We start from the raw sequence: 19,608 nt of genomic DNA on the forward strand, positions 1-19,608 counted from the left end.
GAGAAATAAAAACAGAGTGGAGTTAATAAAACCACCCTGTTTTTTTTATGGAGTAATAGTATTAGTCTAGCTTTTTGTATGACTTTTGACTTCGCAGCTGATACAAAGCTTTATCTAGCATTTGCTTGTTCTTTTCCGTTATCTCTAGCTTTCTAGGTATAGGCTCATAGAGAGGATTTGGATCCATCCACGTTGGGATAAAGGGAATAGGTGACTCTGCGCTCCATCGATCGAGCCAGGCCTTTGGAAGATTCCCAGTTGGCGATGGAATGTCATTCATCTCCATCCAAAGTAAAGACCAAGCCCTTGGGACGACTCTCCAAATATCATATCCACCACCACCAACCGCTATCCAACGACCTTCACAATACTTATGTGCTAGCTCGTGGGCAAGTTTAGGTATTTCTCTATAGATATTCATCGTTCCATACAAGTGCGTGAGGGGGTCAAAATAATGAGCATCGGCACCATTTTGACTTAAAATAACATCAGGCTTAAACCATTCGACAATCTCCGTTAAGCTTGTCCGATAAATATCCAGAAAAGAATCATCCTCTGTAAAGGCATCGATGGGGAAATTAAAAGAAGTTCCATAGCCTTCACCAGTTCCTCTTTCGGTAATATTTCCGGTTCCAGGGAAAAGGTATCTTCCGGTTTCGTGAATAGAAATAGTACAAACATTAGGGTCGTCATAGAAGCTCCATTGCACGCCATCACCGTGATGAGCATCCGTGTCTATGTAAAGTACACGAGCATTATACTTTTCCTGCATATATTTAATCGCAACGGAACTGTCATTATAGACACAAAATCCAGAGGCTCTGCCTTTAAATCCATGATGCAGTCCACCACCTAAGTTTACCGCGTGATTGGATTTTCCCTCCATTACATAGTCTACAGCAGTAAGTGTGCCTCCAACTAAGCTGGCACTTGCTTCATGCATTTGGGGGAAAATTGGGGTATCTTCCGTTCCAATCCCATAACTCTCATATTTGGAGGTACTCTCTGTCTCTTGACTAGCTTTTTTAACAATATCAATGTAACTAGGGTCATGCACTAAACATAGTTCTTCATCTGTTGCTATACGGGGTGCCACAATATCCGAAGGTGATAGTGAATTCATTTCCATTAAAAGGTCAACAGTAAGTGTCAGGCGTTTTTGGTTAAAGGGATGAGTTTCTGAAAATTTATAACCAAGCTGATTTTCTGAGAAGATAAAAACAGCATTCTTTTTCATACATTCAATCCCGGCTGGCTTGGCCATAAAACCTCAAAGCCGGCATCTCTTACTGCTTGAACCAATTTGAGAGGATTCATCGTTTTGACACGTAGAACGAGAATCTTGTATTCACTATCATTTTTATCGGGATATACTAAGACGCTAAGTAAATTCACTTTTTGCTCATAAATTACTTTAGATATTTCAAATAAGACGCCTGGTCGGTTGGGTACCCGTATTTCCATCTGAGATCCCGGCTGATGCACACCTGTCAGCTCGATAAATTTATAGAGAAGATCAGATTCTGTAATCATGCCGACTAGCTTTCCTTGACTCACTATAGGTAGGCAGCCTATACGATTATCGTAGAAAATACTAGCTGTTTCTTCGACAAAATCAAGAGGGTGCCCAGTAATAGGGTTCTTAGTCATAATTTTTTCTAATGGTAAATCTAAAATTTCCGCATCTTTTCTATCCTGTAGAGAGGAGGGAGTTGCTTCCTTTAAGTCACGGTCTGTTACCACCCCTAAAACTTCACGTTCCTTATTAACAATTGGTATGTGCCTAATACGTTTCTCCTTTAAGACTTTTAAAGCATCATTTATAGTATGTGACGGTGTTAAAGTAGGTACTGATGTATTCATGATTTCTTCTACAAGCATAAAACCAAACCCCTTTGTGAGAAATTTAAAACATCTTCCTTAATACATGAAGCGATTCATAAAGCGTAATTGATCAAATTGCTGGATGGATTCATTGTCCACACGGCTACCGATTTTGGCCATCAAACAATTGGCTGGATGGGAGCTGATCTCTGGATCATCTGTTGCAAAATATTCAAGGCCACCAGCCATCATCATTTTTTCCATCATCTTTCGGTACTCCCATACATTTAAACCGGTTCCTTTTAAATCCCAATGCCAATAATATTCAGTTGTAATCGTTATATAATCTTCCATCGCATCGTCCATCATAGAGACTCTGAGTAATTCTTTTCCGACTCCAGTTCCACGGTATTTTGGAATAACTTCAATAGCCCCTAATTCTATTAAGTTTTCCATGTTCCCTTGGGACCAACGTTCTAGTGGGTCTGGATGAAGAAACGTACAGTATCCGACAATCATGTCCTTTTCTCTAACAATGATAATCCTACCCTCTGGTAACTTTGCAATTTCGATAATTGCCTTATGTTGTTGTTGAGGATTTCGAAATGCTATTAAATCCTCATGGAAAGTCAACTTGGCTAATTCTTCAGATGCTACGGGTCCTTCAATAGTAATTGGACCATGCTTTGTCTCTTTCTCTATCGAATAAAATACTTTTTTATGTTCCACATATTCACCACCTATAATTTAGTTACAGTTGCCACTATTATACATGATTTTTTAGAAAGAAAGCGATTACTTCAGTTATGTAACAAAACATTCAAAAAAGTTAAAACATTAGCATTACTTTATGAGAGTATTGTAGAATATAAGAGAGTATATTTAGAAAGGGTGAATTGGGATGAAAATCGAAGCGTTACCAGTAGTACAAGAGGAGTATCAATTAAAGGACTATGAGAAAACTGCTCAGGATTTTCAATGGGAGGAAGCTGAAAAGTCTTTTTCCTGGTATGAGACAGGCAAGGTGAATATGGCATACGAAGCGATTGACCGTCATGCAGCATCAGATATTAAGGACAAGGTAGCCTTATATTATCAAGATGTTGATCGCAAGGAGTCATATACATTTGCTAACATGAAAACCTGGACAGACAAAGCTGCAAACGTTTACAAAGAGCACTCTAATTTAGCAAAAGGGGACCGCCTATTTATTTTTATGCCAAGATCTCCGGAATTATATTTTGCTTTATTAGGGGCAGTAAAAATGGGCGCAATTGTTGGTCCATTGTTTGAAGCCTTTATGGAAGGGGCAGTGTATGATCGTTTACTAGATAGCGAAGCGAAGGCAATTGTCACTACACCTGAATTGCTAGGAAGAATACCTTTAGATCGTCTACCAGATTTGGAAACTGTTTTTTTAGTGGGAGACAATATTCAAGAGGATGATAAATTTGTAGACTTTAATAAGGCGTTAAACAATGCCTCTGATGAGTTTGAAATAGAATGGGTAGATAAAGAAGATGGACTTATACTACATTATACTTCTGGCTCTACTGGTAAGCCTAAAGGAATATTACATGTTCATTACGCGATGGTACAACACTATCAGTCCATGAAATGGGTTATGGATATAAGAGAAGATGATATCTATTGGTGTACGGCAGACCCAGGATGGGTTACTGGAACTTCCTATGGAATATTTGGACCTTGGCTGGCTGGAACAACTTCTCTGATCTTAGGTGGGCGTTTCTCGCCTGATGCTTGGTATAAAGCAATAGAAGAATACAAGGTTACTGTCTGGTACAGTGCTCCAACTGCTTTTCGTATGCTAATGGGTGCTGGGGATGGCATCGTGAAGAAATATGATCTAACCTCCCTGCGTCATGTATTATCAGTTGGTGAGCCACTTAACCCTGAGGTTATTAAGTGGGGGATGCAGGTATTCAATAAACGAATTCATGATACTTGGTGGATGACTGAAACAGGCGCTCAAATGATTTGTAACTATGGCTGCCTTCCGATTAAGCCCGGTTCCATGGGAAAACCATTGCCAGGCATTAAGGCTGCAATTATTGATAACAATGGAGTAGAGGTCCCGCCATTCACAATGGGTAACCTTGCCATCAAAAAAGGATGGCCATCTATGATGCGTCAGGTTTGGAAAAATCAAGAAAAGTTTGAATCCTATTTTATCAATGATGAATGGTACTTCTCGGGAGACTCTGCCTATATGGATGATGATGGTTATTTCTGGTTTCAAGGAAGAGTAGACGACGTAATTATGACCTCAGGTGAGCGTGTAGGTCCATTTGAAGTAGAAAGTAAATTGTTAGAGCATCCTGCAATTCTTGAGGCAGGAGTAATAGGAAAGCCAGATCCAGTCCGTGGAGAGATTATTAAAGCATTTGTTGCTTTAAATGAAGGGTATGAGCCTTCTGATGAGCTCATTGCAGACATTCAGCAATTTGTGAAGAAGGGTCTTGCCGCTCATGCTGCTCCTAGAGAAATTGAGTTTAAGGATAAGCTACCTAAAACTAGAAGCGGTAAAATTATGCGCCGAGTATTAAAGGCATGGGAATTACAGCTTCCAACTGGTGATTTATCTACGATGGAAGATTAGTAAGGAAAGCCGCAGCAATAAAATGCTGTGGCTTTTTTATTGATCACATATATATTAATGCAATTAACTTCAGAAAGAGAGATTAATAATTTCTTAGGAATAAAACAACCTTAGGTAGGAGCGAAAAATATTTTATTATGCATTTTCCAATAAAAGAATCTATGAAACGAGGGAGATGAATTGAAGAAAACTTTATTATCTGCACTTTTGTTGTTTATTCTAATAACTGGTTTAATAACTTTAAGATTCGGAAGTGCTTTAGTTCAAGAAGGGAATCCTTTACCTATTCTTATCTCCATAATGCGTCTCGAACTTTCTAATAGTGAATATGAACAAGTCGAAGAATCAAAGAGTAGTCACCAGCATGTATCCTTGAATACAGGAGATTCTTCTTACGATGTCATAAAGGATTTTATGGATGAAAAGGGATGGTCTTATAAAGAGCAAATTGGTTCAGGATATATTTTTGAAAATGGTGAAGAAACCATAGTTATATCTACCAGACAATATTCCAAGACACTATTTTTTATGGGATATTCCAAGTGAATTGTTTAACTAATGAAGTTAAATTCAAAAATGCAATTTACTCATTTACACAACCGTTTACAAATCATTGATTGTAGCGGAAGCCGGCGACCCCTACGGGAAGAGGGATACAGAAAATGAGCTAGGATATTTTTTCCTGGCTCGCTTTACTTTGATATTGTTTTTTTACTAACGCACCAGTTAGTTGAATAAGTTTTGAATTTATTCTGTTACTCCTTTTGGATTACGTCTGCCAGTTAAGAATCCTAAAATAAGTCCGGTTAAAAGTAAGCTAAACCCATTTGGAGAAAAATCCTTCGTAAAAACTCCCCATATAAGCCATCCTATCAAAGATCCCAATATTAAATAAAATAGATTCTTCATTCTCCTGCCTCCTGAATATATTTATTAGTTAATTTCTCTAATCTTCTTCTGAACTCCTTCTTTCATAGCCCCCAAAATCAATATTTGAATGAAGGATTTTCTCTAATATTTAAAAATGTTTCCTCTAAATCCGATGGCTTTAAGTGGGTTGTATTATAGAAAAAGCGTTTATCTTTTACTTTGATTTTAAATTCATTCGCTAATTCTAAGCATCTAGCTCCCATTTGAGATTCTTTCTTCCTCAAAGCATCTCTTCTCAACAATTCGTCTAGATCGACCCATAAAACAACATATATAATTTCTACATGTTGTACTGCAGCATAAATCTTTTGAGAAAATCTTTCTACTTCCTCTGGAAAAGCAACATAATCAATGATTACATTCTTATTTGCTTGGACAAAATTGATACTTAAATCCGCAATATTATCCCAAACTAGCGAAAGTGACTCATCACTTTTCCAAGGAGGGAGATAACCGCCAACAACCATATGATTTATTAAATCACCTTCAATATAAGCACTTTGATCAAACTGTTCAGCAAGACCTTTTGTAGTGGTAGATTTACCTACTCCAGCGGGCCCCGATATGATATAGATTTTATTCATTGTTTTCATCAACTTTCTATTATTTATAGGTGAGCTTGCAATATACTTCCTCTTTGAGTTTGCTAAAATTACAATTTTTTCATTAGAATTTCTCCTGGAAGCCCGTCAATTTCAACAATCATCTCAGATACAAATCCTTCATTGATTAAAATTTTCCTAGAAGCAATATTGTCTGGGTCGATAATGGCCTTAATGGATTTTAATTCTACTTTCTTAGCTTTTTCAATTAATAGTTTTGCTATCTCACCACCATATCCTTTTCCCCAATACTCTGGTTTTATCATATAGCCAATTTCAGCTACTTCATTGTTGTCTTCATCCAAAGTTAAATGTCCAAGTCCGATAAATTCATTTTTTGAACTATCGTATATTTTATATGAACCATAGTGATCATACTTATTATTTCTTATTAATAACTTTTGAAAATTCAATTGAGCCTCTTCAAAAGGAATAGCATACTCTGTAATTTGAGCCATCACCTTTTCATTAGATACAAGGCTGAAATAATCATCAAAATCATCCTCTATAAATTTAATTAAATTTAATCTTTTCATCGTATTCCTCCTAAGCTTCTTAATTATATAATACCTGATTTTGGAAAGGATATTTTTTGTAGTCTAGGATTTTACCCAACCTGTCTTAAGCAAAAGCTTATAGAAAAAACGTGAAATCGATGAGGACCTTTGGCGTCCATACGATTTCACGTTTTTTATTTTATGGTGTAGATTCTTCTTCCGGTGGTGGGGTAGGCTCGACTGGAGGTGTAATGATTACCTCACCGCCACCGCCATTACCATCACCTGGGACAGGCTGTTCAGGCACTTCTTCTACTGGTTCCTCCGGGGGAAGAACTGGTATCACAGGCTCTGGAGCATTAATAGTAGCTATGTTAGATGCACCAGATTGTAATCCGGTTATATCAACTGTTACTACTACATATTGACCTGGAGAGGTGATTTGATAGCTATAATTTTCTGCCTCTTTCTTAGTTGCCATCAGAACTCTGTTACCATTAACGACTTGGTATACACGATATCCGACTACATCACTAGAAGCCGATTTCGTCCATGTCATTGTATTACCTGTCAGAGAGGTAGTTACTGGAGCAGGGGGAGTTCCGTCTGCCTCAAATACCTTTTCTGAAACTACATTGCTAGCAAATGATGAATCATTCGGGAATAGCTTACTAGCGTCTCCACCAAATCGACCAAGCATTCGTTTTATAAAGTCCTCACTTACTCCGTGACCACCTGCAGTAACAAATTCGCTTGGAGTAGAATCCAATGATCGGTATTTATTACCGTCGATGACTACATAAGATGAGGATACTAGACTATCGTCTGCCTGCGTAGGAAGCATAACCTTCGCATTAAATAAGTCTGATTTTACAAGACCTGCCTGCTCACAAGCAGTAGAAGGTGCTAGACCAGAAATACCACAGAAAGATCTGGAAACGACTCCTTCAGGCGCTTGGAAAGCATTTGGTGCATCTATTAGCTCAGGGTTAATGTCATACATCGCATTCATCATGTTCGACCAAAGTGTATTGATACGAACACTTGGGTGCCCATAACGATTGTTCATATGGAATAATGTAAGCTTTTGCTCGTCATAACCAAGCCAAACACCCAATGAAACATTTGGATTGTAGCCTACTAACCATGAATCACTATGTCCTTGTGTTGTACCAGTCTTCGCGCCAAAATCAGATTGGAATTTTAAACGAGAGCTTGCCAGCTTAGCAGTACCTTGTGTCATAACATCTCTTAAAATATCAGTCATAATATATGCTGTTTGCGGGCTAAATACATCGACAGGCTCCACTTTATGCTGGTAAACAACATTGCCTTCCACGTCTACAATTTTCTCAATCATATATGCATCAACAAATTGACCATTATTCGCAAAAGTGCCGTATGCATTCGTATTTTCTTCTAAAGAAGCGCCTTTTCTCATGCCTCCAATAGAAAGGGAAAGGTTAGCGTATTCATCTTCTTCAATGCTTTCAAAGCCCATTTTCATCATGAAATCAGTTGGCTTTTTGTCTTTTATTTGATCGTAAAGTCTAATGGTCGATAAGTTTTGGGAAGTTGTAACTGCTTGTCGAGCAGAAATAATTCCAAGCTCCTGTTCCGTTGTATAGTTAGAAGGCGACCACTTATTTCCATTGTCATTTATATTAAATTTAACGTCTGCAAGAGGACTTCCTGCTCCAATTACACCGTATTCAATAGCTGGCGCATAAACTACCAATGGCTTAATCGTAGAACCCATGGAGCGTACTGCCTGAGTAGCGTGATTATATTGCATATCTTCATTATAATTACGACCGCCTAAGAAAGAGAGAATACGGCCAGTTCCATTTTCTATTAGCATACTTCCGACTTGGACAGGAAAATCTTTTGTAATTGTTTCTCCAGTTTGAGGATCTTTTACACTGATATTCGTATACGTATGTCCAAAAGATTCAAATGCGTCTCTTACTTGAAGCATTTTTTCATACATGTCCTTGTTAATAGTAGTATGAATACGATACCCACCCGTACTAGCAGCACGCTGTGCCATAATATTATACTTTTCAATTAGAGGATCATCTTTTTCTAGAGCTTCTAAATCCACTCCGTCTTTTTCAGCTAGCTGAACACTTAAAATATCTCTAACTCTCTTTTCAATTTCAAAGGTAAGCCATGGATATTTTTCCTCTGGCAACGTTTCCTTTTGTCTAAAATCTTTTGTAATATCATAGTTAACGGATGCTTGGTATTCTGCTTCTGTTATATATCCGGTTTCTTTCATCCGATATAATACGACTTTCATGCGATCTATACCATGCTTTAACGATTCGCCTTCCTTTAATACTCCACCATTACTAAAAGGGGTGTATTTAAAAGGGGCTTGTGGAATACCCGCAATGTAAGCAGCCTGTGGGAGAGTCAGGTCTTTAGCCTTCACATTAAAAATTCCCTGTGCTGCAGTTTCGATTCCAGCGATATTACGACCGTTTGCATTTCTACCATACGGTATAATATTAAGATAAGCCTCTAATATTTCGTCCTTGCTCATAAACTCTTCTAGTCGCATTGCTAAAAGAATTTCCTTAGCTTTTCGTTCATAAGAAACTTCATTTGTAAGGATTTGATTTTTAATCAGCTGTTGGGTTAATGTAGAACCGCCCGTTTGAGTATCTGAGTTCGTCATATCCTGTAATAGACCTCTGAAGATGGCTTTAGGAACAATCCCATTATGGACTTTAAAGTATTCATCCTCGGTAGCTAACACTGCATCAATGACATAAGGGGAGACATTTGCAAGATCTGTTTCAGTTCTTTCTAAATCAGTTCTTAGCTTCCCAAGGTAGACATCCCCTGCAAAGTAAATTTCAGAAGTCTCTTCATAATTAAACACGGCTGCTCGCATTTCTTCTTTCTTTCTTAAAGGTTCATCCTTTATTAAAGAAGTGAAATAGCCTGCTCCCACAGCTGTAGCAAATGCTCCAAGTATGAGGCCGACTACTAAAAATATTAAGCATAAATTCCATACGACACTTGAAGATATACGTAACCTTCTTGCCCACTTGGTTGATTGCCAGGCATCTACTTTCTCTTTATATAAGTGGAATTTCTCCATCCATTTATTCATTTATTTCTCGACCTCCAAATCATGAATATTATATCATAGTCCAATATGTTAGACGATACTTATTGACATCCGAAACAAATTAGGTAAAATAGGTATATCATTTAACGAAGAAAAGTCCGAAGTAGTGATTATACATACTGTTTAGAGAGCTAACGGTCGGTGAAAGTTAGTCAGTGTATAAAAGCGAATTACAGGCTTGGAGTTATACGTTTTCACAACGTTACATGTGAAAAAGCGGAAGGATTGATCCTTCAAGCTGGGTGGTACCGCGCTAATGACTAAGCGTCCCTGCATGATTTTTATCATGTAGGGACTTTTTTGTTTATAGGCAATTTGTTTGGTATTGCTCAATCCAATAAAAGGAGGAAACAAAATGACAAACTCATTAATTGAAGACCTACAATGGAGAGGTCTTTTGTATCAACAAACGGATGCAGAAGGAATGGATAAACTACTATCTACTGAAAAAATCTCTTTATATTGTGGAGTTGACCCAACTGCAGACAGTATGCACATTGGACACATTGTTCCACTCCTAACACTTCGTAGATTTCAAATGCACGGACATCGCCCAATTCTTTTAGTAGGAGGAGCTACCGGAATGATTGGAGATCCTTCAGGTCGTTCGGAGGAAAGACAGCTGCAAACTACTGATCAAATTGATTTAAATGTCCAAGGGATTAAAAAGCAGATGGAACGAATCTTTGATTTTCAATCTGAAAATGGAGCACAGATGGTAAACAATCGGGACTGGATTGGACCAATGTCTGTTATTGAATTTTTAAGAGACTACGGCAAACTTATTAATATCAATTACATGCTTGGGAAGGATTCTATTGCTTCACGTTTAGATTCAGGACTGTCATTCACAGAGTTTACGTACACATTAATCCAAGGTATTGACTTCAACCACTTATTCAATCATTATGGCTGCCGTGTTCAAGTAGGTGGATCCGATCAATGGGGGAATATTACGACTGGTTTAGAAATGATTCGCAAAACACATGAAGAGGAAACTAAGGCATATGGTATTACAATTCCATTAGTGACGAAAGCGGATGGTACGAAGTTCGGTAAATCTGCCTCTGGTGCTGTGTGGTTAGATGCTCAAAAAACTTCACCGTATGAGTTTTACCAATTCTGGATTAATACAGCTGATGCAGATGTGATTAAATACTTGAAGATTTTCACTTTCCTAGAGAGAGCTGAAATTGAAGCATTAGAAGTAACCGTGCAAAATGAGCCGCACTTACGTAAAGCCCAAATAACACTTGCAGAAGAAATGACTCGCCTAGTACATGGTCAAGAATCATTAGACCAAGCAGTGAGAATCTCTCAGGCGCTATTTAGTGGAAACTTAAAAGCACTTACAGCAAGTGAAATGAAAGATGCTTTTAAGGATGTTCCAACCGTGGAAATGGAAAAAGAGGATAAAAACATAGTTGACTTTATAGTGGAAGCCACAGTGTCTCCATCTAAAAGACAGGCTCGTGAAGATGTAACAAATGGGGCTATCTCGATCAATGGAGAGCGAATTACAGAAATTGGTTATGTTGTAGGGCAAGAGGATAGACTAGAAGATGAATTTATGATTATTAGAAGAGGAAAGAAAAATTATAAAATGATTAAATTCGTATAATTTTTAAGTTACTTCTCATACTATTGAGAAGTAACTTTTTTTGTCAAAAAACGTCTAATTTATAATGTCTTAGTCAACTTTTTATAAAAGATAACAAATACTTAAGGAAAATAGAAAAAATTTCTTCTGTTTCATTAAAAAGGTGGAATTATGAACGTTTTAAAAAGTTTATATAAATAGTAGACAAAATAGGTGAAAATAAGTAAGTATATAGTATAGAATAAGATTTAGGAACTTTACTCTGAAAATAAATAAAATAAATTCTTATTATTTTTAAATACATAAGCTTTTTAAAAAAGGGGGTTAGAATACATGGAAGCGAAAAAATATATACTTGATCATTTCGACGATTTTTTTGTTATTCTTTTTGGTAAGAATGATAAATCGGACAAGCTAGTTATTTTAAAAGAAAAGTTTACAATTGACGCTAAAGAAGGAGATCTTCTAGAGATTTCAATTAATGAAGAAAAGACTGGCTATGAATTTAAAATCATTCATGAAGAAGCCGATGACAAAAGACAAAGATTATTAGACTTAATCGAGAATATGGAAAAGAACTAAAAAACTTGAAGCTGATATTTAACAGCTTCAAGTTTTTTTCTTTCACGAAAGGTTATCAAATAAAGAAGGAAAATCCAGTGAGCCACCGAATAGTTATATAGAAGAAGAGAGAGGAGGATACAACTTGAACAAGTCATTGCTTAAGGGTGTAGAGGGGATTTTTATCCCTGTGAGGGACTCTAAGGTTTCAGCACGCTGGTACGAGGAGGTACTAGGTTTCCAGCTAAACTATATAGAGGAAGAAGCTGCAGTCATGAAGATATCAAGTGATTCACCGACTGTCGTTTGTTTAGTCAAGGTAGAATATCATACTCCTATGAAATTTCCTTCGAACCATTTTGGCGTAGGGAAATATATTAACTTTATACCCGAGAATATAGAGACGCTTTATGATGAGTTAAAATCTAAAGGAATTGCAGTAAATTCACTAGACGGAGATGGGGATAAGAAGTACTTTACGTTTTTTGATCCGGATGGTAATCCACTTGGCGCTTGTCAGTAATGGAGGAGAACAATAGTATGTACACATCAATAAAGGACGTAGAAATCTATTATGAAATATACGGAGAAGGAACCCCTATTTTAATGCTTCATGGGTTTTCGCCTGATATGGAGCTGATGAAGGGATGTATGGAGCCTTTCTTTCAAAAGTCAGGAGCTTCCTATAAAAGAATATACATAGACTTACCTGGAATGGGTAAATCCAAGCAATTCGCTCATCTAAACAATACCGATGATATGTTAGATATAGTGATTGGTTTTATAGAAAAGGAAATCCAAAATGAGCCATTTTTAATAGCAGCAGAGTCATATGGAGGTTATTTGGCACGCGGAGTAATCGCTAAGGAAAGTTTTTCTATTCTAGGTGCTTTCTTTATTTGCCCCGTTATTTATGCCGCTCGTGATAAAAGAACACTTCCTGTTAAACAAACAGCAGCAGCAAAGGATGAGCTATTCTTACTAACCTTGGGAAGCGATATAAAAGTGGCATTCGAGGAGAACTGCGTCGTATTAAATGAATACACCTACAATCGTTGGATGAAAGAAATTGTCAGTGGAATGAATCGAGCAGATCAACCATTTTTAGAGAAAATTGCGAGTAACTATTCTTTTAGTAGCTGGTTTGAAGAACCAAACTTTGAACAACCGTCCGTTTTCTTACTTGGAAGGCAGGATGATGTAGTAGGCTTTCAGGATGCGCTCCATTTAAAAGACAATTTCCCTCAGGCAACCTACGCCATTCTAGATGGTGCTGGCCATAACCTACAGATTGAAAGGCCGATTTTGTTTGATGCCTATTTAGATGATTGGTTAAAACGCATTCACGATAGAAAGCTTAGATGAAAAGACAAGCAATGAACCATTTCGGAGATGTTCGAGATGGTTCATTACTTGTCTTTTTTTGATTAGTTATGACAAGTGTCATCTTATACTTCTGACTGCTGTGAATGTTAGCATCCGTGATTTCTCTTTATTATTTTATATAAGGGAATGAGTTTTTACAGAAGAAAGAGAGGGTTATTTGATGACAAATGAAAGATTGCGCTTAATAGATATTCTTCGTGGTTTTGCAGTGCTAGGAACACTAGGGACTAATATATGGATTTTTGCTTATTTGGGAGACTTGGCTTATACAACGACTTCAAACTATACCGGGTGGTGGACATTGGAGGACTTTCTTAGAATGGCAGTTCTCTTTTTTGCAAACGGAAAGTTTCTAGGGTTACTAACCATCATGTTTGGAGTAGGCCTAGAGATAAAATATCAGCAGGCGAAACGTAAAGGGAATGCATGGCCTGGCGTGTATGTATGGACATTATTATTTTTACTTCTGGAAGGGTTTATTCATTTTATGCTCGTAATGGAATATGACATCTTGATGAGCTATGCCATCACCGGTTTAATTGTAGCTTTTATTTTAAGACGGGGAGATTCCTTTATGAAAAAAATAATGATTGGAGTCGGAAGTTTTCATGCAGTCATTATTCTATTAATCTTAGTAGCAGCTCTAGTGGGGTCATTAAACATGTCATTGGGTACTTATGAGGGAGCGGTACTCTATGAAAGTGGTACATGGCTCGAGCAGGTTAAAAACCGTTTGGTCAATTTTATTTATTATAGATTAGAAGTGATTTTAATCGTACCAATGAATATATGCTTGTTTTTACTAGGAGTATTTCTTATGCGATCTGGTACTTTTTCTAAAACAGAGATTGGTAAAAAGAAGCGTAAAAAACTATTTAAATTAGGTATGTATATAGGTGTTCCATTAAATCTACTTATATTTGTACCAGGTGGTGCATTTGATTTGCCTGTTCGTTATCTATTTGCACCCATTATGTCTCTTGGCTATATAGGATTATTTGGTATATTAGTAGAATATAGAAAGGTAGAGTGGCTTTGGTCTCGATTAGAAGAAGTCGGGAAAATGTCACTAAGCTGCTACGTCTCACAAAACCTTTTAGCTTCTATTATATTTTATGGCTGGGGTCTAGGATTAGGTGGGAAAATAGGTAGTTTTACTATAGTCGCTATATGGCTCTGCATTACTTTATTTCAATTCTTATTTGCCTATGTTTGTATACGGACATTGCAGACTGGACCATTGGAGTGGCTTAGGAGAAGAGCTGTAGCAGCTGTCTCCAAATAATTCGTGAATAGAGGTGACAAATATAAAATTTTATCCTGTAGATCAGGCGAAGAAATATTTAATCATAGATGTAGCATCCATCATTTTTCTTTTTACCTTAGTAATGCTATCTGATTCAGCCTTGCATCCCGGAATACAGCTCATCCTTCTATTACTCATTGTTATTTCCTATTATATTGCATTGTGGAATAAGGATTGGCTCCTTCTATGTGCTGTACTTGTTGGTTACTCGCTTCTTATAATATTAAGCTTTTTCGAGGGCTCTGTAATTATTACTTTTGGTTTTTTGTTTGCAGATTTGTTAGGGAGAGCTAAGTCTAAGTTTCATATAGGGCTTGGAATAGCAGGAGTTGCCTGCCTTTTTATCCTTTTTCTTTGGAAGGAGCAGCTCCATGGTTTAGATTTTTCTGTCTTAGTAGCCTTCATGATTATTCAGCTTGCATTGCCTATACTAAGGTATTTTCTTTTAAAAACATCTAATCTGCAAACAAAATTAAATGAAGTAAATAAACAGCTTGTTCAGCAAGAAGAAAGACAGAGAATTGCGAGAGATCTACATGATACAATTGGCCATACTTTAACGATTATTAAGCTGAAGACAGAGCTTGCTTCCAAATTAGTAGGCACGGAACAAGCTAAGGTTAAGAGGGAGTTAGACGATATTTTAGCAACTACAAGAACTGCTATGAAGCAGGTAAGTGAACTGGTGACGGATATGAAATTTATATCTCTCGAAAGTGAGCTAGAACGTTCGGGGCAAGTACTAAAATCTGCGGGAATTAATGTTCAATCTAATCATGATTGTCGCCAACCATTATCTAATGTAGAGGAAACCATGATCTCTCTTTGTGTGAGAGAGGCGACAACAAACATACTTCGACATAGTCAGGCGAAATGTTGTGAAATCTATACAGAGTTTAAAGATAAGGTATTCTGCATACATATCAAGGACGATGGAATTGGTATAGAGATGAAGCGATTTGGAAATGGTCTAGTCTCGATGAAGGAGCGGATGCATTCTTTACAAGGCGACGTACTTGTAAAAGAGGGTTCCTCTGGAGGTACTATCATAACGATTACATTACCAATTCATTCGTAAGGAGGATACATCGTGATAAGAGTAGTAATTGCTGAGGATCAGAAAATGCTTCTAGGTGCATTTTCTTCTTTATTATCCTTTGAAGCAGATATAGAAGTCGTTGGTGAGGCACAGGATGGTCAGACAGCCTGGGAACTAATTGTGAAGGAAACACCTGATGTATGTATTTTAGATATTGAAATGCCACATATGACGGGACTGGAGCTCGCTCGAAAAATAGAAGAGGAACAGATTCCAAGCAAAGTTATGATTGTCACTACTTTTTCACGAGTGGGATATTTACAAAAAGCGATTGACAGTAACGTAACTGGATATTTACTGAAGGACGAGCCAATTGATTTATTAATAGAGTCTATTCGAAAGGTGGCTGCTGGCGAAAGGGTTGTGAGCAGAGATTTAGCAGCCACTCTTTTCATGAAAGTAGAGAATCCTCTGAATGACCGAGAAAGGGACGTCCTCCGTCTTGTTAAAGAAGGGTTAACTACTTCAGAAATCACAAAGCGATTATTTTTAACGAAGGGTACTGTCCGAAATTACTTATCCTCGTCTATCCAAAAGCTTCACGTGGAAAGCAGACAACAAGCAGTAAACAAAGCAAATGAAAACGGTTGGTTGGAGTGAAATAGAGTTTAAATGAGATAGAAATGTGGTAAGGAATAATGGTATGAAATGTCGTTAAGTAAATAAAAACGTAGAAGGGGGATGGGAACGTGAATTATGAAGTGCTAGAGGGTGCAGAGGAATTTTTCTACGAGGGAAATCATGTAGGGGTGTTAGTGATACATGGATTTACAGGATCCACTCAAAGTATGCATTATTTAGGGGAAAGGTTTGCCGAAGCAGGCTTTACGGTTTTTGGACCAAGACTCACCGGCCATGGTACAGCACCAGAGGATATGGAGCGTGCAAGCTATGAGGATTGGATGAAAGACGTAGAAAAAGGATTGACCAAGCTTCAAGAAACATGCTCAGACATATTTGTTTGTGGACTATCAATGGGTGGTACGCTTACTTTATACTTGGCTGAAAACTACCCTGAAATTAAAGGCATTATGCCGATTAATGCTGCCGTCTATATGCCGGACATGATTGAAAATTATGAAACTCTTTCTCAAAGTGAGACTCGATTTGTAGAGGGAATTGGTTCTGACATTAAGCAGGCAGGGATAAAGGAGTTAGCTTATTCAAAAACCCCTGTAAAGTCTATGTCTGATATTCTTCTGCTATCTAGGCTAGTACGTGATAATCTGTCTAAAATTACTGCACCTGCTCTCATATTTAAATCTACAGAGGATCATGTAGTTCCACCAGGGAATTCCTTTCAAATATATGAAGCAATTTCCTCTGTTGGGAAGGAAATTGTGGAGTTAAAAAATAGCTACCATGTTGCTACGTTAGACGCCGATAAGGAGCTAATCGCAGATAGAAGTATACAGTTTATAACTGCAAGAATATAACTTGCTAGTCTCGAAGCCATTGGTTTCGAGACTTTTTTCTTTTAGGTAGATTATAAATAAGTTAGATTAAATGATTTTAAATCTCCAATACAACCATTTAAAGGTATTAATATCCACTTTATGGTCAATAATTTATTGTAATTGGAGGGGACGTATAATGCTATTAGATGAAAAAGAAATTTATTGCTATAATTGCCGTAAAAAAACGTTATTTACATGTAGGGATTTGCGCAATAATAAAGGTGTCGAAAGCCATTGCAGCGAGTGCCCGACCTTTTGGTTCGAATGGCAAAACAAAGCGGTAGAGCGAGAAATGAAGAAATGGGTAGAATATAATCAAGGATTGTTAAGTACACTAAATAGAGCAACAAATATGTGGACATAGAAATGCCTACGAAATAATGATATTTAGCATATATAAAAATGAAGATTACTCAAATGAGTGATCTTCATTTTTTTTGGTGCGCCCGGCATGCGCATGAACTATAGGGTGCAAGTCCCGAACCGCGAAGACAGAAGTAGAGGTTAGCCAAGAGCAAAGGTGTCCGTAGTGATACGGAATCTGAAGGAAGCTGGAGGCAAAGCACCGGTCCGAGGAACACGAACCTCATAGAAGGCTAGGTATGATTGAGTGAGTTTGCCAAACAAAACAAAGCTCTTTCTGTCGAAGGTCATACCAAGTAAATGAGGCGGATAGATGGTGTGAAAGTGTATGCGCTTACCCGGGGAGGTCTGACAGAGACGTGAAGTACCCTTCATAACCTGCTTGGTGACAAGCAGCTGAACTGTCAGAAGTCAGCAGAGGTCATAGTACGAATGGGTCTAGAACCACTCGGAAGGACCGAACAATTAAGAGAGAATAGCCCTTGGCTTTCCAACTTGGATGTTTGAACACAGAAAACTAGTGCCTCACGCTTAGAAAGTAGTGGTGAATCCCACGAGGGTATTTGCGGAGGGTGTAGTCCAGTTGGGCAAAAGAAGATAAGCTATTCACGGAAAGGAACGAAATGGTGATGTTGAATCAGATACTTGAACGGAAAAACATGATGCAAGCGTTAAAGCGAGTGGAAGCGAATAAAGGAAGCCATGGAGTAGACATGATGCCCGTACAAACCTTACGACAGCACATCCTCGAAAATTGGAAAACTATTAAATCGCAGATTTTAAATGGAACCTATGAACCACAGCCAGTACGTCGAATCGAAATCCCGAAACCAGACGGTGGTGTGCGTCTATTAGGTATTCCAACCGTGACAGATCGTTTGATTCAACAAGCTATATCGCAGATACTATCTGAGGAATATGATAAAACATTTTCGGATTACAGTTATGGATTCCGACCAAATCGGAGTGCCCATGATGCCATTCGAAAAGCAAAGGGTTATATAAAAGAGGGTTATCGATGGGTTGTGGATATGGATTTAGAGAAATTCTTTGATAAGGTCAATCATGACCGACTAATGGCAACGTTAGCGAAACGAATTTCAGATAAACCTTTACTAAAACTCATTCGTAAATATCTCCAATCCGGTGTCATGATAAATAGCGTAGTTTCCAGTACAGAAGAAGGAACCCCGCAAGGTGGACCTCTAAGTCCACTCTTATCAAACATCGTATTAGACGAACTTGATAAAGAGTTAGAGAAACGTGGACATAAATTCGTACGGTACGCAGATGATTGCAATATCTATGTGAAGAGTGAACGGGCAGGGGTACGAACAATGGCGAGTGTACAACGATTTATTGAAGGAAAACTTCGACTGAAAGTTAACGAAAAGAAATCGGCAGTGGACCGCCCTTGGAATCGGAAATTCTTGGCGTTTAGCTTTACTGCTCATAAAGAACCGAAGGTTCGTATTGCAAAAACAAGCCTACAACGAATGAAGAAGAAAATACGAGAAATTACCTCTAGAAAGATGCCATATTCCATGGAATATAGAATCGAAAAGTTGAACCAATATCTAGTGGGATGGTGTGGATATTTCGCCTTAGCAGATACACCTACCACATTTAAAACACTGGATAGCTGGATTAAACGAAGGTTACGTATGTGCCTGTGGAAGGATTGGAAGAAACCTCGAACAAGAGTTAGAAATCTTACTCGATTAAAAGTTCCTTATGGGAAAGCTTACGAGTGGGGAAATACTCGAAAAGGGTACTGGCGCATTTCTAAAAGCCCCATATTACACAGAACCCTCGGCAAATCCTTTTGGGAAAGCCAAGGGCTGAAAAGTCTGCAAGTTCGTTACGAAACTTTGCGTTATTCATCTTAATTGAACCGCCGTATACGGAACCGTACGTACGGTGGTGTGAGAGGTCGGGGGTTAATCGCTCCCTCCTACTCGATTTATTTGTGTAGTTAGAAATTTTCGTAAGTTCTACTATGTGGTAAAGTAGTAGTTTTCCGTTGCGGCGAACGCTTTCCGCGGGCACGGCTTAGGCCAACAGGATGTTGGTCAGGAAAACGTTGTCACACGGTGTGACGTCCTTAGTTTTCCCTCCTTGAAACTCCCTCGCTGTGCTCGGTCCAGGGTCTTCAGCTCGCGCTATTCCCGCTGGAGCATTCCTGTATGATTACTTTACAGGCTCTTGAAAAAAAAAGAAC

At 38.0% G+C, this 19,608-nt stretch carries 19 protein-coding genes and 1 other annotated feature; of the genes, 12 read left to right on the forward strand and 7 right to left on the reverse strand.

Features of this window, described 5'->3' with window-relative positions:
* Positions 1 to 61 precede the first annotated feature (61 nt).
* Genes Q0371_RS03495 through Q0371_RS03505 form a run of 3 tightly spaced genes read right to left on the reverse strand, consistent with a single transcriptional unit; the run spans position 62 to position 2,553 of the window.
* Positions 62 to 1,264, reverse strand: coding sequence for an acetoin utilization protein AcuC (locus Q0371_RS03495; protein ID WP_298468318.1), 1,203 nt, complete (start codon positions 1,262 to 1,264; stop codon positions 62 to 64).
* Positions 1,234 to 1,881 carry an acetoin utilization AcuB family protein gene (locus Q0371_RS03500; protein ID WP_298468321.1) on the reverse strand — a complete coding sequence of 216 codons (648 nt, stop codon included), beginning with the start codon at positions 1,879 to 1,881 and terminating at the stop codon, positions 1,234 to 1,236. The genes Q0371_RS03495 and Q0371_RS03500 overlap by 31 nt, the downstream gene beginning before the upstream one ends.
* A gap of 39 nt (positions 1,882 to 1,920) precedes the next feature.
* On the reverse strand, positions 1,921 to 2,553 hold the full coding sequence (locus tag Q0371_RS03505) for a GNAT family N-acetyltransferase (protein WP_169361288.1): 633 nt from the start codon (positions 2,551 to 2,553) through the stop codon (positions 1,921 to 1,923).
* 172 nt (positions 2,554 to 2,725) lie between these two features.
* Here Q0371_RS03505 and acsA point away from each other — a divergent pair, with 172 nt between their 5' ends.
* The gene (acsA, locus tag Q0371_RS03510) at positions 2,726 to 4,444 is read left to right on the forward strand and encodes an acetate--CoA ligase (protein WP_169361289.1); all 1,719 of its coding nucleotides are present in this window, start codon (positions 2,726 to 2,728) and stop codon (positions 4,442 to 4,444) included.
* A gap of 180 nt (positions 4,445 to 4,624) precedes the next feature.
* The gene (locus tag Q0371_RS03515) at positions 4,625 to 4,990 is read left to right on the forward strand and encodes a hypothetical protein (RefSeq protein ID WP_298468327.1); all 366 of its coding nucleotides are present in this window, start codon (positions 4,625 to 4,627) and stop codon (positions 4,988 to 4,990) included.
* A gap of 201 nt (positions 4,991 to 5,191) precedes the next feature.
* Here the strand turns inward: Q0371_RS03515 and Q0371_RS03520 are convergent, their stop codons facing one another.
* The 4 genes from Q0371_RS03520 to Q0371_RS03535 form a co-directional block, all read right to left on the reverse strand.
* The gene (locus Q0371_RS03520; RefSeq protein ID WP_298468330.1) at positions 5,192 to 5,353 is read right to left on the reverse strand and encodes a tRNA U-34 5-methylaminomethyl-2-thiouridine biosynthesis protein; all 162 of its coding nucleotides are present in this window, start codon (positions 5,351 to 5,353) and stop codon (positions 5,192 to 5,194) included.
* A 77-nt stretch (positions 5,354 to 5,430) separates the two neighbouring features.
* A complete protein-coding gene (locus Q0371_RS03525; RefSeq protein WP_298468332.1) occupies positions 5,431 to 5,958 on the reverse strand; it encodes an AAA family ATPase in 528 nt (175 codons plus the stop codon).
* 68 nt (positions 5,959 to 6,026) lie between these two features.
* Complete coding sequence (locus tag Q0371_RS03530) at positions 6,027 to 6,512, reverse strand: GNAT family N-acetyltransferase (protein ID WP_298468335.1); 486 nt, start codon at positions 6,510 to 6,512, stop codon at positions 6,027 to 6,029.
* Between the two features lie 160 nt (positions 6,513 to 6,672).
* A complete protein-coding gene (locus tag Q0371_RS03535) occupies positions 6,673 to 9,597 on the reverse strand; it encodes a transglycosylase domain-containing protein (RefSeq protein ID WP_298468338.1) in 2,925 nt (974 codons plus the stop codon).
* A 98-nt stretch (positions 9,598 to 9,695) separates the two neighbouring features.
* Positions 9,696 to 9,890 (forward strand) — a binding site (T-box leader).
* A gap of 80 nt (positions 9,891 to 9,970) precedes the next feature.
* On the opposite strand from Q0371_RS03535, the gene tyrS reads away from it, so the two are divergent.
* The 10 genes from tyrS (at position 9,971) to ltrA (ending at position 19,276) form a co-directional block, all read left to right on the forward strand.
* The gene (gene tyrS / locus Q0371_RS03540; protein ID WP_251556300.1) at positions 9,971 to 11,236 is read left to right on the forward strand and encodes a tyrosine--tRNA ligase; all 1,266 of its coding nucleotides are present in this window, start codon (positions 9,971 to 9,973) and stop codon (positions 11,234 to 11,236) included.
* A 312-nt stretch (positions 11,237 to 11,548) separates the two neighbouring features.
* Positions 11,549 to 11,797 carry a hypothetical protein gene (locus Q0371_RS03545; RefSeq protein ID WP_169361292.1) on the forward strand — a complete coding sequence of 83 codons (249 nt, stop codon included), beginning with the start codon at positions 11,549 to 11,551 and terminating at the stop codon, positions 11,795 to 11,797.
* Between the two features lie 124 nt (positions 11,798 to 11,921).
* A complete protein-coding gene (locus Q0371_RS03550; protein ID WP_298468342.1) occupies positions 11,922 to 12,299 on the forward strand; it encodes a VOC family protein in 378 nt (125 codons plus the stop codon).
* Between the two features lie 17 nt (positions 12,300 to 12,316).
* A complete protein-coding gene (locus Q0371_RS03555; protein WP_298468344.1) occupies positions 12,317 to 13,141 on the forward strand; it encodes an alpha/beta hydrolase in 825 nt (274 codons plus the stop codon).
* A 181-nt stretch (positions 13,142 to 13,322) separates the two neighbouring features.
* Positions 13,323 to 14,447: a DUF418 domain-containing protein gene (locus Q0371_RS03560; RefSeq protein ID WP_298468347.1), complete on the forward strand. Its 1,125-nt coding sequence runs from the start codon at positions 13,323 to 13,325 to the stop codon at positions 14,445 to 14,447.
* A gap of 13 nt (positions 14,448 to 14,460) precedes the next feature.
* On the forward strand, positions 14,461 to 15,546 hold the full coding sequence (locus Q0371_RS03565) for a sensor histidine kinase (protein WP_298468350.1): 1,086 nt from the start codon (positions 14,461 to 14,463) through the stop codon (positions 15,544 to 15,546).
* A 12-nt stretch (positions 15,547 to 15,558) separates the two neighbouring features.
* Positions 15,559 to 16,167 carry a response regulator transcription factor gene (locus Q0371_RS03570; RefSeq protein ID WP_251556294.1) on the forward strand — a complete coding sequence of 203 codons (609 nt, stop codon included), beginning with the start codon at positions 15,559 to 15,561 and terminating at the stop codon, positions 16,165 to 16,167.
* Between the two features lie 89 nt (positions 16,168 to 16,256).
* The gene (locus Q0371_RS03575; protein ID WP_298468354.1) at positions 16,257 to 17,003 is read left to right on the forward strand and encodes an alpha/beta fold hydrolase; all 747 of its coding nucleotides are present in this window, start codon (positions 16,257 to 16,259) and stop codon (positions 17,001 to 17,003) included.
* A gap of 157 nt (positions 17,004 to 17,160) precedes the next feature.
* The gene (locus Q0371_RS03580; protein ID WP_298468357.1) at positions 17,161 to 17,388 is read left to right on the forward strand and encodes a hypothetical protein; all 228 of its coding nucleotides are present in this window, start codon (positions 17,161 to 17,163) and stop codon (positions 17,386 to 17,388) included.
* Between the two features lie 625 nt (positions 17,389 to 18,013).
* Positions 18,014 to 19,276 (forward strand): group II intron reverse transcriptase/maturase, encoded by a 1,263-nt coding sequence (ltrA, locus tag Q0371_RS03585; RefSeq protein WP_298468363.1) that lies wholly within the window; start codon positions 18,014 to 18,016, stop codon positions 19,274 to 19,276.
* The last annotated feature ends 332 nt before the right edge of the window (positions 19,277 to 19,608 follow it).

This window comes from uncultured Psychrobacillus sp. (assembly GCF_938022135.1).
In the GTDB taxonomy this organism is placed as follows: Bacteria; Bacillota; Bacilli; order Bacillales_A; family Planococcaceae; genus Psychrobacillus.